Origin of the sequence: Enterococcus sp. ZQ21 (genome assembly GCF_030053755.1) — a bacterium.
GTDB lineage: Bacteria > Bacillota > Bacilli > Lactobacillales > Enterococcaceae > Enterococcus_B > Enterococcus_B lactis.
Genome location: NZ_CP125658.1, coordinates 1429155 through 1443400 on the forward strand (window position 1 = coordinate 1429155; position 14246 = coordinate 1443400).

The window sequence follows — 14246 nt, forward strand, 5'->3', positions numbered from 1 at the left end:
TTTGCATAAAAAAACTCCTGCCCTAAGAGGACAGGAGGAATGTTTAGACTGAGCGTATACTGATACACTGATAGCTATACTATGTCAATGAGCAATTTACTTTATGGCGCACCATACGTATCCTTGCTCCCACCCTTCTTAGCCTCACGGGACTAAACTTAAAGGAATTCTATTAAGTTTTATGCTTTCGTTGTTAATTACTATACCGTTATCTAAATTAAAATGCAATGTTTTTTCTTAATTTTTCTAAAGTTTTTTCAAAAACTTCTGGAAGAGGTGCTTCAAAGATCATCTTTTCGTTTGTAGTCGGGTGCGTAAAACCTAACATTTGCGCATGGAGAAACTGACCATTGCCTTTCAAAGTTTTCTTCGGTCCGTATACTGGATCTCCAGCTAACGGATAACCGATATACTTCATATGCACGCGGATCTGATGTGTTCTTCCAGTTTCCAGTTTTAATTCAACTAGAGTAAATCCTTCAAAACGTTCCAATACAGTAAAATGCGTGACAGCTGGCTTTCCATCTTCTCTTATCGCCTGCATTTTTCGGTTTTCTTTCGAACGGCCGATTGGCGCATTGATCGTGCCTTTTTCGTGAGGAATCTCTCCATGGACTAAAGCAACATATTTACGTAAAGAAGTCTTATCTTTTAATTGCTTAGCTAATGATTCGTGTGCCTGGTCATTTTTGGCAACCATCAGCAAACCTGAAGTATCTTTGTCGATTCGGTGGACGATACCCGGTCGGATAACTCCGTTGATCGTAGAAAGATCCTTGACATGATACATCAGCGCATTGACCATTGTACCATGCGTATGACCTGCTGAAGGATGAACGACCATTCCTTGGGGTTTATTGATTACCGCGACATCTTCATCTTCGTAAACAATGGTCAACGGGATGTTCTCTGGGACAACATCTAATGTTTCTGGTTCAGGGATCAAGACAGTGATCTCGTCTCCTTGTTTTACTTTGTAATTTGCTTTGACTGGTTCTCCATTGACAGAAACCGCACGTTCTTTCAGCCACAATTGAATTTGCGAACGGCTGTAATTACTGAATAGATTAGTCAATACTTTATCGATCCTACCAGATTCATGATAAATCGTTGTTTTAAGTTCTGTCATTTTTTTCTTTGATCCTTTTCATCTAAAATAATATAAATTAATATACAGATCACTCCGCATACAAGTGTCACATCTGCTACATTGAAAATTGGAAAGTTCATAAAGTCTGTTTGAAACATATCTACTACATAGCCAAGTCGGAGACGATCAATAAAGTTACCTATCGCACCAGCTAGAATCAGGCTCAATCCAATCATGAACCAGCGATTACCTTTTTCACGATTTTTAATCATCAATGTGAGAATCACAACGACTGCAATGAGTGTCACTATAGTAAAGAACCACATCTTCCCTTCTAGCATACTCCATGCGGCTCCAGTGTTTCGAATATGATTCAGTGACAATATACCTGGTATAAGACTTTTCGTCTCTCCAAGCGCTAAATTATCAGTGATCCACCATTTGACCAGCTGATCCACTCCCACTAGCAGAGCGCTGAATATCCAATAAATAATTAACAAAAAATCAATCCTTTTCTATTTGTTTATAAATATCGCGAGGTCGTATGATCCCAAGCAGATTACCATCGGGATTACCATCTTTAGTGATAAGTACGGCTTCCAAAGTTCCTTGCTCACGAAACATCGCTTCAACCTCGTAAATATGTGTTTTAGCTGGAACAAAATGATAATTTGTGTACTTCCCATTTTGGATAATCAAATCCAATGCTCGTTTATTTGTTAAATCAACAGGACCTTTTTGGCTTTCTTTTGCTAGCCAAAATCCGATATTCCGTAAAGTAATCAATGCTACAAATTTTCCTTTATTATATAACGGAAACTGTGAATACCTTTTTTCTGCTACTATCTTTAACAGTTCAAGTAGCGGAAGATCTTGCTCAAAACCGGTTACACGTTTTGCAAATCGAGGTAGTACGGTTTCTGGGCGTATCAGTTCTTGTTCGATCAGCTGGATTCGCTTGACTGTCCAATCATTTGGTTCTGCAATGACAAAATCGACGGCGATTCGGTCATGGACGATTGCATTCCTTAACTGAGCAAGCTGTAAAAGATCATCTTCATATTTTCTGATCATCAATTGTTTTCTTTGAGCTAGGCGTCTGACAAGTTCGGTAAATCCCATGTTTCGTGCATTTCCCATCTCGTCTCTCATCCATTTTTCGATTCGATTGAAACTGATTAAAAAAAGATCAGAGTTTGCCATAATTTTCCTCCTTGATCAAATATGCCCGGTTTTTTATATAGAAAAAGAACGCAAACATCACGACAACTGCAAAAAAACTGAAAAATAGATTTTGTAGGAAAACGGCCCCCAACCCAGTTGCCAGAAATAAGAACGGGTAGATTTGAAGAATCAAACTATTCATTGTGATCACATAAACAGGCTTTGCTTCTTTCACTGTATAAACGGGGCTTTTTAGCCAATAAAAGGTGACCTGCATCGTAAAGGGAACTTCCAGATCAAGCGTTATCTTTTGTTCATGATTGAGAAAACTGCGTTTTTCATTATTGATTCTTAATTGAATCGAGCTGCCCATACCGTAAAAACCGGTTTTTCTTATAAATGTCGTTTTCATCGTACCCTCCTATTATGCTTTAGTATAGCTCAAAATACAATAAAGAAAAAGAATGATCCTAGTGCAAACACAATTAATCTCTTGACACCTTCAAAAAAAGAAGCTGTAGTCAAAATACAGCTCCTCTTATGTTTAATGAAAGTCATTTAGTATACGGTAGATTATAATCAAGCTTAAAACAAACCAAATACTTCTCCGTCGTTTGTCACGTCCATATTTAATGCAGCAGGTTTTTTAGGCAAACCAGGCATCGTCATAACATCCCCAGTTAAGGCTACTAAAAATCCTGCCCCTACTTTTGGGATGATTTCTCGGATGGTGATGGTGAAATCTTCAGGTGCGCCTAGCAATGAAGGATCATCAGAGAATGAATATTGGGTTTTCGCCATACAAATCGGCAAATTATCCCATCCATTTTTCGTAAATTCTTCTATTTGTTTTTGCGCCTTTTTACTAAAAACAACACCATTTCCTCCGTAGATTTTCTTGACGATTGTTTCAGTCTTTTCTTGTATCGTTTCTTCTAGGAGATACAATGGCTTGTAATCAGCTTCTTTTCTATCAATCAATCGTACCACAGCTTCTGCTAAATCAACGCCACCTTCTGCTCCATTTGCCCATACACTTGCTCTTTTAGCAAGGATTCCCTGATCTTCGCACAAGTGCTCCAGCAGTGTAAGTTCACTATCTGTATCTGTTACGAATTCATTGATTGCAACGATCACAGGGAGTTGGTATTGTTCCATGTTACGTATATGACGTTTTAAATTTGCAAAACCTATTTTCAAAGCGTCAAGATTCTCATTTTTAAGTTCATCTTTTTTCATTCCGCCATGCATTTTCAATGCGCGGATTGTTGCGACGATCACCACTGCATCCGGCGCTTTTTTCAAGTTAGGTACTTTGATATCTAAAAATTTCTCTCCGCCAAGATCTGCACCAAATCCTGCCTCTGTGACAACGTAATCTGCTAATCTCAATGCTGTCTTGGTAGCTAAAATACTATTGCAGCCATGGGCGATATTGGCAAACGGTCCCCCGTGGACAAAAGCTGGTGTTCCGTAAATTGTTTGTACAAGATTCGGTTTGATGGCATCTTTCAGCAGTAATGCCAGAGCGCCTTCTGCTTTCAAGTCTCCAGCAGTCACAGGCTGACGGTCAAATGTATAGCCGACAACGATTCTTGCAAGACGAGCCTTTAAATCTTCGAGGTCTGCCGCAAGACACAAGATAGCCATGATTTCGCTAGCAACTGTGATATCAAACCCATCTTCTCTTGGGACACCTTGGATTGGCCCACCCAAGCCAACGATTACTTTACGCAGTTCACGATCATTGAGATCAACTACCCGTTTCCAAATCACTCGGCGAGCATCGATGTTCAATTCATTTCCTTGATGAATATGATTATCTAAAAGAGCAGATAATGCATTATTAGCTGTTGTGATAGCATGCATGTCACCAGTAAAATGCAAGTTGATATCTTCCATAGGCAATACCTGTGCATATCCTCCGCCTGCAGCACCACCTTTGATTCCCATCACAGGACCAAGTGAGGGTTCTCGCAATGCAATAACAGATTTTTTATTGATTTTATTGAGCGCGTCTCCTAACCCTACAGTGATTGTTGACTTTCCTTCGCCAGCTGGTGTTGGATTGATGGAAGTAACTAAGATCAAATGCCCTTCAGCGTTATCCTTTGAGCGATTGATTCCAGAAAAATTGATTTTCGCCTTATATTTCCCATACAGTTCCAAATCGTCTTCCTTAAGATCTAATTTACTAGCTACTTCAATAATCGGTTCTAGATCTGTTTCTTGTGAAATTTGCAGATCACTCTTCATTTGATTACCCCTTTTCACGAACTTTATTTAAAAAAATACCTTCTTTGTTAAGATATGCCAATTATACCTTGTTTTATTCAGAAAAAAAACATTAAATTACGGGTTTTTAATTTATTTGACGTACTTATAAATACTCTTTATAATGAAGGCTATGATCAGACTTTAGAAAGGTCGTGAGTGCTTTGACCACAGGAATTGTAAAATGGTTTGACAACAAAAAAGGATACGGCTTTATCAGTTATGATGACACAGAAGAAATTTTTGTACATTTTACTGCGATTGAAGAAGAGGGATTCAAAACTTTGGAAGAAAATCAAGTGGTCGAATTTGAGATCATCGAGGGGAATCGAGGAACACAAGCTGCCCATGTCAAGAAAGGCAGTGTTCACACTTCCGAATCCAGTATACATTGATTTAGATAATCAAATAGAGTGAGACGTTTAACGGGTTGATCCGTACGTCTCACTCTTTTCTTTTCCTACAAAGATTCATTTCTTCAGGGCCTATTTTTTAAAATTAACTTTTTCTATTTTTCGTATATGGGGTATTATTTCTTTGCTGTTGAGAAGATGGTCCTACTTTAGGCCCACTTTTTTCAAGATGATCAAAAAGAACCACTTGATCTTTTTTTCGCATCATAAAAACAGATGGGGCTTTCTCATTTTGCAATGTCATTTGTACTCCTGTATTAGTCGGTGTCAAAGATCGAATCTGTCCGACAGTTATTTCCCGGTCTTTCCAAAAAGCAGCATAGCGTATGATGACCGAGTTGGATTTTAAAATAAAAGAACGCCGCCATCCTAGAAATAGAAAAACAAGAAAAACACCTAAAACAATATTGCTTTTCCAATACGGACCTGTGTTTTCTAAAGAAAGAATCAGACTAAAAAACAGAATGATCAAGGTCAATGACCAATAGATGATCGTATGTGCCAATTCAGGCTGCCATCGAATATTTTTTTTCATTCTCTAACCTCTCACCGATTCAGTAATGATATAATCTTACCATAACATTAATTTGAACAAAAAGGAGAATCTCTTTTTATGTTAAAAGTATACATTGATGCCTCTACAAAAGGCAACCCTGGACCTAGCGGAGGAGGGATCTTGATTGTCTATCAAGGTAAACAAGAACAGCTATCTATTCCCCTTTCTGTAGGGACAAACCATCAAGCAGAGTTCGAAGTCTTTTTAAAAACTTTAGAATTTCTAAAGAATAAGGGTTTACAGAATGAAACGATTTTCTGTTTTTCAGACAGCAAAACACTGGTTTCTACAGTCGATAAAAACACAACGAAAAACGAGCTTTTCCTTCCCTATCTCCAAAAAATCAAAGAACTTCTGCCCGACTTTTCCTTGTTAATCCTACAATGGTTGCCCGAAAACAAAAACAAAGGGGCAGATAACCTCGCACGACAAGCCCTACAAAAACAATTAAAAGAAAAATAGACTCTTCGAAGAAAAAACTTTAAAGAGTCTTTTTAGTATCTTGTCTTTAATACAAAAGATAATTGTGATCAAAAGTGATTTCCAAATGATAATCTCCGATTTTTTCTTCTATTTGAATACGTAAAATTCTTTCGAGTTCTGTATCATCAAATTGGAATTTTTCAGGAACAACTACGTCAAACTGCAATGTTTTCCCTTGATGGATGACTCTAAAATCATGTATATCGAGCCCTCTACCTGTTTCAAAAAGAATTTGCTTTAATTGATGCAAGATATTATAGTATTTTTCGTTATCAACAGGCATTGGGTCCAAGTGACAGACAAGTTCTACGTCTAAAGACTTTTTGAAGTCTTTTTCTATCAGGTCAATAATCTTATGTGCTTCATTCAAATTCATTGATTCATCTACTTCGATGTGGACTGATGCAAAGCGTTTATTGGGTCCATAGTTATGCACCAGCAAATCATGATAGCCAAGTATATCGTCGCAGGCATTCAAGTGTTCTTCCATTTCTTCAATCTCTGCTGACGTTGGGCGACTACCTAATAGCTCATATACAAAATTCCGAAGCATCGTTAAACCACTATAAAGGATATATAATGCTAAAGCAAAACCGATATATCCATCGATACGCCATCCAGTTACCCATTCGATTGCTGCTGAAAGCAATACAGCCAGTGTAGTAAAGACATCATTATAACTATCTGTTGCTGTAGCTCTCAATGTTTCAGAATCAATGGATCGTGCAATAACCTGGTACATTTTTCCTTGTGCAAATTTCAAAAAGATGGAAATGATCAGGACAAAAAAGACGATGGGTGCTAAAGAGACATTTTCTGGATGGATGATTTTTTCAACGGATGACTCTAAAAATTGAAATCCTACATAAGTAATGATGATCGAAACAAATAACCCACTGATATATTCGAAACGTTCATGTCCATAAGGATGTTCCTGATCCGCTGGCTTTGCAGCAATTTTAAATCCAATCAAAGTCAATATAGATGAAGCAGTGTCTGATAGACTATTCACTGCATCAGCCATAATGGAGACACTCCCTGAAAAAAGCCCGATCATTAGCTTAGAGACAAACAAGATTAGATTCGTAACCAATCCTAATATGCCAGCTAGTACTCCTTTTTTTGTCCGCTGTTGCGGTATTTGTTTCTTTTTTTCTTCTTGTTTCTTAACCAAGTTTTTTATCCCTTCTAGTTTGCTTGTTGCTCAGGTAAAAAGATGGAGAGGACAATTCTTTTCCTCTCCTCTCTTCCTTTTTCCATCTATCATGCGTCCTACTATTCATTCAAAGATGGCCGTTATTCTGGTTTTAATGGCGTTGCTGCAAATAACGCTTTTGCTAGTAATGGTGTTATGATTCCCGCTCCTATTGCTTCAGGTATCCCATTGATTGCTGCAACTCCTGCTAAGGTTTTAAATAAAAGAGCAGAATCTACACCATAGGCATCTGCCGTTGCACCTGTATAAAATAATCCCATGAATCCTAACACTAAGACTGTATTGACCAATGAACCTAATACCCCTGCAAAGACCGAGCTGATCGTTATTGATTTATTTTTTTGATAAATCCAGTGGAAAACCAAACCAGCTACTAAGCCAACAAGCACTCTGGGAACTACCGAAATAATCGGGTTCGTGAATACCAATGTATCAAATGGCGTTGTCGGCATGGCGTAGGCACGGACAATTGTAGCAATTCCCCAAAACAGGCCAATTACCATCCCATCTTTTGGACCCAATACTACTGCGGCAATAATTACTGTAATATGAATAATCGTTAAACTAATGAACCCTAATGGAATAAAGCCAAGCCAAGGTACCATAGCTTGTACGATGATGATTGCTAATAAGATAGCACGTAAGACTAGTCGAAAGGTTTTATTTCTGCTATTCATTTTTTTCACCCCTTTTATTTATACTAATCGTAAAAATTTCTGTCACTTTCGTCAACTAAAGACCATCCGAAATCGACCATTTGATTAGATGCGCTCTTCTATTCCATCGAAAAAAGTATGAGGGCAAGACTATTTGTCTTCGCCCCCATGATCGTGTTTCGTTCAATGATTGAACAGTTGTTTTTTTCTATCAAACATAAACGGTCTATTGTTGCGCAAGCCATTCTTTCGCAGCTTTAAGTGCATCTGGAATACCAGCAGGATTTTTCCCACCAGCTTGTGCCATATCTGGACGTCCACCACCGCCACCGCCTACTTTCGGTGCGATTGCTTTAATCAAGTCGCCAGCTTTTAGTCCAGCTTCATTTGATTCTTTCGTCATTGCCGCTAGCAGACTGACTTTTCCTTCTTGTTCGTTTGCTAAAACAAGAATGTCTGAAATATTTTTTTGTTTCCATTGGTCAGCTAATTGACGCAGCTGATTCATGTCTTTCACTTTTACTTGTGCTGCAATGATTGTTTTTCCATTGATCCTTTCTGGATTCTTGAATACATCACCGGCTTGTTGATTCGCTAACTTGCTAGCTAATTGTTCATTTTCCTTTTGTAGCTCTCTTACTTGCTGTTGCAATTGTTCCGCTTTTGAAACAACTTCCTTCAATTGAGGTGATTTAACAATTGTTGCTACTTGTTTTAGTTGTTTTTCTTCTTCTTCAAGTAGTTCATACGCTTCTTTGCTTGTTACAGCCTCGATTCGTCGCACGCCTGCACCAATTCCTGATTCAGAAACGATTTTGAAGATTCCGATGTTTTCTGTGTTTGCTACATGTGTGCCTCCGCACAGTTCGATTGACCAACCGCCAATATTGACTACGCGAACGTCATGTCCGTATTTTTCACCAAACAAAGCCATTGCACCCATATTTTTGGCTGTATCGATATCTGTTTCAATTGTTTCAACTGGGATAGCTTCCCAGATTTTTTCGTTGACGATTCTTTCCATTTCAGCTAATTCATCTGAAGTGATTTGACCAAAATGGGTAAAGTCGAATCGTAAATGTCCAGGAGCGACTAAAGAACCAGCTTGATTTGCATGCTCGCCAAGTACTTCTTTCAATGCTTTGTGCAGTAGATGGGTTGCTGTATGGTTTTTGATGATACGGTTGCGCATCGATTGATCGATCAATAGATGATAAGTTTGTCCTTCGCTCATTGGTGCTTTTACTTCTACTGTGTGCATAAATTGACCATTAGGCGCTTTTTGAACATCTGTAACAACTGCAACGATTTCTCCTGCTTCATCCATGATCCAACCTTGGTCTGCTACTTGGCCACCCATTTCTGCATAAAAAGGTGTTTGGTCAAAGATCATTTGAGCTTCACCTTCTGCGATTTCATTCAGAAGAGATTCGCCTTTTACGATGACCAATAATTGACTATCTGATTCTTGCTCCGTGTATCCGATGAATTTACTTTCTACTTTGATATCTGTCAATAAAGCAGATTGTACACCCATTGATTTTTCTGTACTACGGGCAGAGCGAGCACGTTCACGTTGTGCGTCCATTTCTTTTTCAAAACCAGCATGATCAACTTTCAGTCCTTCATCTTCTGCCACTTCTTCCGTTAATTCTACTGGGAAGCCATATGTGTCGTATAATTTGAAGATGTCTTTTCCTGATAGAGTCGTACCGTTTTCGTTTTTCACTTCTTGGATCACTTGATTCAAGATTTCCAATCCTTCATTGATTGTTTCATTGAAACGTTCTTCTTCTGTACGGATAACTTTTTCAATAAATTCTTTTTGTTGAAGTACTTCAGGATAATAACTTACCATGATTTCCCCAACGACAGGGACTAAACGATATAAGAATGCTTGTTCAATACCTAATTTTTTCCCATGCATGACCGCGCGACGAAGCAAACGGCGTAAGACATACCCTCTTCCTTCATTCGATGGTAATGCACCATCGCCAATAGCAAATGAAAGGGCCCGAATATGATCTGCGATTACTTTGTAAGAGATATCTGTTACTGGGTTTTCACCATATTTTACTTGTTTGCTTAGCTTTTCTACGGCGTGGATAATAGGCATAAACAAATCTGTCTCAAAGTTCGTGGGCGCATCTTGAACGATTGAGACCATACGTTCCAATCCCATGCCCGTATCAATGTTTTTATGAGGAAGTGGTTCAAATGTATTATCAGGTTTATGGTTGAATTCTGAAAATACCAAGTTCCAGATTTCTAAATAACGTTCATTTTCTCCTCCTGGATAGTTTTCAGGATCATCTTCTGCTAAATCGTTATAAGCTTCTCCTCGGTCATAGAAAATTTCTGTATCTGGTCCACATGGGCCTGCACCGATATCCCAGAAGTTGTCTTCTACATCAATAATGTGATCTAACGGTAGACCGACTTCTTCATGCCAGATGCGTTTTGCTTCTGTATCTTTTGGATAAACTGTTACATAAAGTTTTTCTGGATCGAATGCCATCCATTTTGGATCAGTCAAAAATTCCCATGCCCAGTGGATGGCTTCATTTTTGAAATAGTCACCAATAGAAAAATTGCCCAGCATCTCAAACATCGTATGGTGACGTGCTGTTTTACCGACATTTTCGATATCATTTGTTCGAATAGACTTTTGGGCATTTGTGATTCTTGGATTTTCTGGTACAACTGAACCATCAAAATATTTTTTCAATGTTGCAACACCAGAGTTGATCCATAATAAGGTTGGATCGTTCACGGGGATCAAAGACGCACTAGGTTCAATTGTATGTCCTTTAGATTGGAAGAAATCAAGAAACATTTGTCGAACTTGTGCACTACTTAATTGTTTCATGTCATTACCTGCTTTCTATAAATTAAATACAAAAAAACACCATTACAGCCAAGGACGAAAACTCGCGGTACCACCTTGATTGCAATGATGTGTAATCATTACCTCTTAAACTCGATAACGCTGAGCTGCGTCGGTATTTCTACCAAAATAGAAAAAGGGAGCAATTTGATTAGTGACTATTCTTTTTTCAGCCAAGAAAGAATTTTCTGTGAGTCTTAAAAAAACAAATCATGTCCTTTTCGTACTTTAATAAGTATACGCATTCTGTCAATCACTGTCAATATCTCAATTACCTATTTTTATTTCCTTTTGGTCATATTCCATATTTTTTGGTACGATAAGGATAAAGAAATCAATACATCTCTGTTATTCATGATAAGGAGGAATATGATGAAAAAAATAGTTGGCGCAGATGAATGGATCCGCGCAGCTAGCTGCTTTTTGAGATATCAAGTTTTTGTATTAGAACAAGGAATTCCTGCAGAACTAGAATTCGACGGAAAAGATATCCCGCAACAAAACTATTATCTATTTCTTGATAAAAAAAGACCAGTAGCCACATTGCGTTATGAAAAGAAAACACCTACTTGCTTCAAGCCAGAACGCTTTTGCGTAGCAAAAGAATACCGAGGAAAAGGGTTAGGCGGTCAGTTGCTTGAAGCTGCAGAAAAACGGGCGATGTCAGAAGGTTGTCAGACTAGTTATGTAGTAGCTGAAATGACGGCTGTAGATTTTTATGAAAAACAAGGGTATCATACTTGCACGAAACCTTTTATTGAAGATGAAGTACTTTGTATCGGAATGGAAAAAAGTCTCGCTTAAAAACAAGAGATTGTGACAAAAGGCGTGTCACAATCTCTTGTTTTTTATTTATGCGAATTTTTCTTATTTTTACGAGCAATACGACTTTGCTGTCTGCGTTCGATTTTGCGTTCTTTTTTATTTTTTTCTGCAATTGCCCAATCGATTTTTTTCTTATAACCAGGCTTGATCTTTTTCTTTTTCTTCTTCACAAGTCCAATCAGAGTTGGGTCTAATACATCCTTTGATTTTTCTCGTTTGGTACGTCTATTACGATCATATGTTTTAACGATTTCACCATTTTTGATTTCTTTCGGTTCAAATGAGACGCCTAATTTCTCGATCGCATCAATGGCTTGTTCATCGTTTGGTGAATACAACGTAATGGCCGTTCCTTTTAAACCATTACGTCCAGTACGTCCGACACGATGGATAAAGAAGTCCAGATCTTCCGGGATTTCTGCATTGATAACATGAGAAACACCTTCGATATCGATTCCTCTAGCAGCTAAATCAGTCGCTACAACATATTGATACTCCAGATTCTGTACTTGTCGCATCACTCGTTTTCTCTCTCTTGGTGTGATGTCCCCGTGAATCTTTGCTACTTTCAATCCTTGGTTTTTCAAATAATCAGCAATTTCATCCACATGCTGTTTTGTATTGGCAAATACGATTGCTAAATAAGGATGACCAATCGTCAGCAGTTGATAAATCATTTGATTCTCATCTTTACCTTTTGTTGAAATCAGCCAATTTTCGATATCTTCAGAAATAACTGCTTTCGGCTTGATTTCTTCAATGATTGGATTCTCCATATATTTTCGCAAGAATGGACGCAGTTTTTCTGGAATAGTGGCAGAAAAGACTAAGAACTGCAATTTTTCTGGTAACCGACTTGCAATTTGATCTACTTCATTTAAAAAGCCCATATCCAATGTCATATCCGCTTCATCAACAACAAATGCAAATGCTGTGTGAATCTTCAACGCTTGTTCATTCATCATGTCTAATATTCTACCTGGCGTGCCTACTACGACCTGTGGCTGCTGATGGTGCAGACGGTTTAACTGACGCTGTTTGTCTGTCCCCCCGACAAAATTCGAAACACGGATCTCCGGTGTAGAAAATTTAGCGATTTGTGTAGCTGCTTCATAAATTTGTGCAGCCAGTTCTCTACTTGGAGCTGTAATAACAACTTGTACTTCCTCTTTATCTGCATTGATTTTTTCAAACAACGGCAACAAAAACGTATGTGTTTTTCCTGTACCAGTTTGAGATTGCCCAATGATATTTTTTCCTTTTGCAATTAAAGGAATCAAACGTTCCTGGACCTCTGTGGGCTGTTTGAAGCCCTTTGCGGCTAACGCTTCATTGATAAATGGCTTGAAGCGGAATATATCAAAATTATTCATTCGTGCACCTCTTCTCTTTAAATTATCACGACTTTGGCATTATAACATAGACAAAGTATTTTTGCTCAGCTAATTTCGAGAATCATCATCCTTTGTTTGAGCAATCGTGCTAACGGTATATGTGTGACTAGCTTTTTCATAAAACAGAATCCGTTTTTTTCTCAAAAATGATAGCAAGATATTTAAAATAAAAATACCTTGCAGTAACAAGACACCGAGAGAAATGAATACTGCACTCATCTGCAACACCGTATTCGTTGTCGAATTCATGATTTGCTGAAGCAACTGTCCCAACCAGCTTAAACCATAAAAAAGAAAATATAGATACCCGTAGCGGATAATCAATGCTTTCAAAGAAATTCGCTCGCGGTCTTGCTCCACCAAGCGGATGCGTACAATTTTTTTCCCAAGTGTCCATCCATTGGTTATAAACGGTACAATCATAAAGTATAGCCCTACTTCCAATAAAAGCCACCAGATATGAGAAGTAACTGTCCCTGAATCGAACGCAAGTTTAAAGAAAATCGCTGCGATAAAATTGACAATAGATAAAAATGTCCAGTCGATCAAATAAGCGACCAAACGTCGTGTCAACGAGACAGTTTTTCCTTTTTCATAAGAAAGTTCATCCATCCGTCTTCTCGTAGGAAGCATAAATGTAAATAACGGCGTAACGACAAAACCAATGATTCCACCCAATGTATTTGTCACTAAATCATTCACATCAAATAAGCGGTATGGTCTTGGGTAGATAAAATAAAGGCCACTTAGCTGCGTCAGCTCAAAAAATAGTGATAGACAGAAACTAGCAATCATCGTTTTCATAAAAGAAAGCCGGAAATAATATCTTAAATAAATGCCAAATGGTATGAGTAATAAAACATTAAAAGCTGGTTCCAAAAACACACTCTGCTTCATCGCCGGCAGATAGGTACTAGGTTCAGATAATACCAATACCGTGTTGTCTCTGAAATGTTGCCATGAAGCAAATAAATGCAGCTCCATCTTTGGCCCTGTCATTTGGGCAACCGTCTCCTTTGCCGGAAGTGGTAAGATCACCAGAAAGTATGCACACAATAAATAGAAAACAAAGGAATACAAAATAACTGCCCTTGTTACTAGAAATGTTCCATACTTTCGATATTCATAAATAAAAAAAACAGATGAAATCGCTAAGGCTAAAAATGGAAAAACAATAAGCGCAAAACGAATCGGTTCGATATAACTTGCCATGTGACTCCTCCTTGATTCTTTGTATCTCCCTTATCTTAGCAGTCCTTTGCTGTTTCAAGCAAGTAACGAGGCTATT

The 14246-nt window shown here is 38.1% G+C and carries 14 protein-coding genes; 3 read left to right on the forward strand and 11 right to left on the reverse strand.

The window, feature by feature from the left end; translation table 11 throughout:
• Nucleotides 1-217: 217 nt before the first annotated feature.
• From QK255_RS06905 to QK255_RS06925, 5 genes are all read right to left on the reverse strand, one after another.
• Nucleotides 218-1129, reverse strand: a complete 912-nt coding sequence (locus QK255_RS06905) for an RluA family pseudouridine synthase (protein WP_002309325.1) — start codon at nucleotides 1127-1129, stop codon at nucleotides 218-220.
• The gene (lspA, locus tag QK255_RS06910) at nucleotides 1126-1590 is read right to left on the reverse strand and encodes a signal peptidase II (protein WP_002309326.1); all 465 of its coding nucleotides are present in this window, start codon (nucleotides 1588-1590) and stop codon (nucleotides 1126-1128) included. The genes QK255_RS06905 and lspA overlap by 4 nt, the downstream gene beginning before the upstream one ends.
• A 4-nt stretch (nucleotides 1591-1594) precedes the next feature.
• Nucleotides 1595-2293 (reverse strand): CBS domain-containing protein, encoded by a 699-nt coding sequence (locus QK255_RS06915; protein ID WP_002309327.1) that lies wholly within the window; start codon nucleotides 2291-2293, stop codon nucleotides 1595-1597.
• Entirely contained in the window at nucleotides 2280-2666 is a 387-nt protein-coding gene (locus QK255_RS06920) for a hypothetical protein (protein WP_002309328.1), read from the reverse strand. The genes QK255_RS06915 and QK255_RS06920 overlap by 14 nt, the downstream gene beginning before the upstream one ends.
• Nucleotides 2667-2839: 173 nt before the next feature.
• Entirely contained in the window at nucleotides 2840-4510 is a 1671-nt protein-coding gene (locus QK255_RS06925) for a formate--tetrahydrofolate ligase (RefSeq protein WP_002329182.1), read from the reverse strand.
• A 182-nt stretch (nucleotides 4511-4692) separates the two neighbouring features.
• On the opposite strand from QK255_RS06925, the gene QK255_RS06930 reads away from it, so the two are divergent.
• Entirely contained in the window at nucleotides 4693-4923 is a 231-nt protein-coding gene (locus tag QK255_RS06930; RefSeq protein WP_002309330.1) for a cold-shock protein, read from the forward strand.
• A gap of 103 nt (nucleotides 4924-5026) precedes the next feature.
• Here the strand turns inward: QK255_RS06930 and QK255_RS06935 are convergent, their stop codons facing one another.
• Nucleotides 5027-5476 (reverse strand): EbsA family protein, encoded by a 450-nt coding sequence (locus QK255_RS06935; protein ID WP_002309331.1) that lies wholly within the window; start codon nucleotides 5474-5476, stop codon nucleotides 5027-5029.
• A 78-nt stretch (nucleotides 5477-5554) separates the two neighbouring features.
• On the opposite strand from QK255_RS06935, the gene QK255_RS06940 reads away from it, so the two are divergent.
• Nucleotides 5555-5959: a ribonuclease HI family protein gene (locus QK255_RS06940; RefSeq protein ID WP_002309332.1), complete on the forward strand. Its 405-nt coding sequence runs from the start codon at nucleotides 5555-5557 to the stop codon at nucleotides 5957-5959.
• Between the two features lie 46 nt (nucleotides 5960-6005).
• On the opposite strand, the gene QK255_RS06945 is transcribed toward QK255_RS06940, so the two are convergent.
• The 3 genes from QK255_RS06945 to alaS all read right to left on the reverse strand — a co-directional run bounded on the left by QK255_RS06945 (nucleotide 6006) and on the right by alaS (nucleotide 10721).
• Nucleotides 6006-7154: a cation diffusion facilitator family transporter gene (locus QK255_RS06945; protein ID WP_002309334.1), complete on the reverse strand. Its 1149-nt coding sequence runs from the start codon at nucleotides 7152-7154 to the stop codon at nucleotides 6006-6008.
• A 122-nt stretch (nucleotides 7155-7276) separates the two neighbouring features.
• Entirely contained in the window at nucleotides 7277-7873 is a 597-nt protein-coding gene (locus QK255_RS06950; protein ID WP_002309336.1) for an ECF transporter S component, read from the reverse strand.
• A gap of 205 nt (nucleotides 7874-8078) precedes the next feature.
• Entirely contained in the window at nucleotides 8079-10721 is a 2643-nt protein-coding gene (alaS, locus tag QK255_RS06955) for an alanine--tRNA ligase (protein ID WP_002313789.1), read from the reverse strand.
• 390 nt (nucleotides 10722-11111) lie between these two features.
• On the opposite strand from alaS, the gene QK255_RS06960 reads away from it, so the two are divergent.
• Entirely contained in the window at nucleotides 11112-11543 is a 432-nt protein-coding gene (locus QK255_RS06960) for a GNAT family N-acetyltransferase (RefSeq protein ID WP_002309339.1), read from the forward strand.
• A 44-nt stretch (nucleotides 11544-11587) separates the two neighbouring features.
• Here the strand turns inward: QK255_RS06960 and QK255_RS06965 are convergent, their stop codons facing one another.
• Nucleotides 11588-12937 (reverse strand): DEAD/DEAH box helicase, encoded by a 1350-nt coding sequence (locus QK255_RS06965; RefSeq protein WP_002309341.1) that lies wholly within the window; start codon nucleotides 12935-12937, stop codon nucleotides 11588-11590.
• Nucleotides 12938-13006: 69 nt separating this feature from the next.
• The gene (locus QK255_RS06970; RefSeq protein ID WP_002329179.1) at nucleotides 13007-14170 is read right to left on the reverse strand and encodes a VanZ family protein; all 1164 of its coding nucleotides are present in this window, start codon (nucleotides 14168-14170) and stop codon (nucleotides 13007-13009) included.
• Between the last annotated feature and the right edge of the window lie 76 nt (nucleotides 14171-14246).

Coding starts and splice junctions, on each gene's coding strand:
- QK255_RS06905 (WP_002309325.1), bottom strand. CDS start 1,129: ATGACAGAACTTAAAACAACGATTTATCATGAATCTGGTAGGATCGAT.
- QK255_RS06915 (WP_002309327.1), bottom strand. CDS start 2,293: ATGGCAAACTCTGATCTTTTTTTAATCAGTTTCAATCGAATCGAAAAA.
- QK255_RS06920 (WP_002309328.1), bottom strand. CDS start 2,666: ATGAAAACGACATTTATAAGAAAAACCGGTTTTTACGGTATGGGCAGC.
- QK255_RS06925 (WP_002329182.1), bottom strand. CDS start 4,510: ATGAAGAGTGATCTGCAAATTTCACAAGAAACAGATCTAGAACCGATT.
- QK255_RS06935 (WP_002309331.1), bottom strand. CDS start 5,476: ATGAAAAAAAATATTCGATGGCAGCCTGAATTGGCACATACGATCATC.
- QK255_RS06940 (WP_002309332.1), top strand. CDS start 5,555: ATGTTAAAAGTATACATTGATGCCTCTACAAAAGGCAACCCTGGACCT.
- QK255_RS06950 (WP_002309336.1), bottom strand. CDS start 7,873: ATGAATAGCAGAAATAAAACCTTTCGACTAGTCTTACGTGCTATCTTA.
- alaS (WP_002313789.1), bottom strand. CDS start 10,721: ATGAAACAATTAAGTAGTGCACAAGTTCGACAAATGTTTCTTGATTTC.
- QK255_RS06960 (WP_002309339.1), top strand. CDS start 11,112: ATGAAAAAAATAGTTGGCGCAGATGAATGGATCCGCGCAGCTAGCTGC.
- QK255_RS06965 (WP_002309341.1), bottom strand. CDS start 12,937: ATGAATAATTTTGATATATTCCGCTTCAAGCCATTTATCAATGAAGCG.
- QK255_RS06970 (WP_002329179.1), bottom strand. CDS start 14,170: ATGGCAAGTTATATCGAACCGATTCGTTTTGCGCTTATTGTTTTTCCA.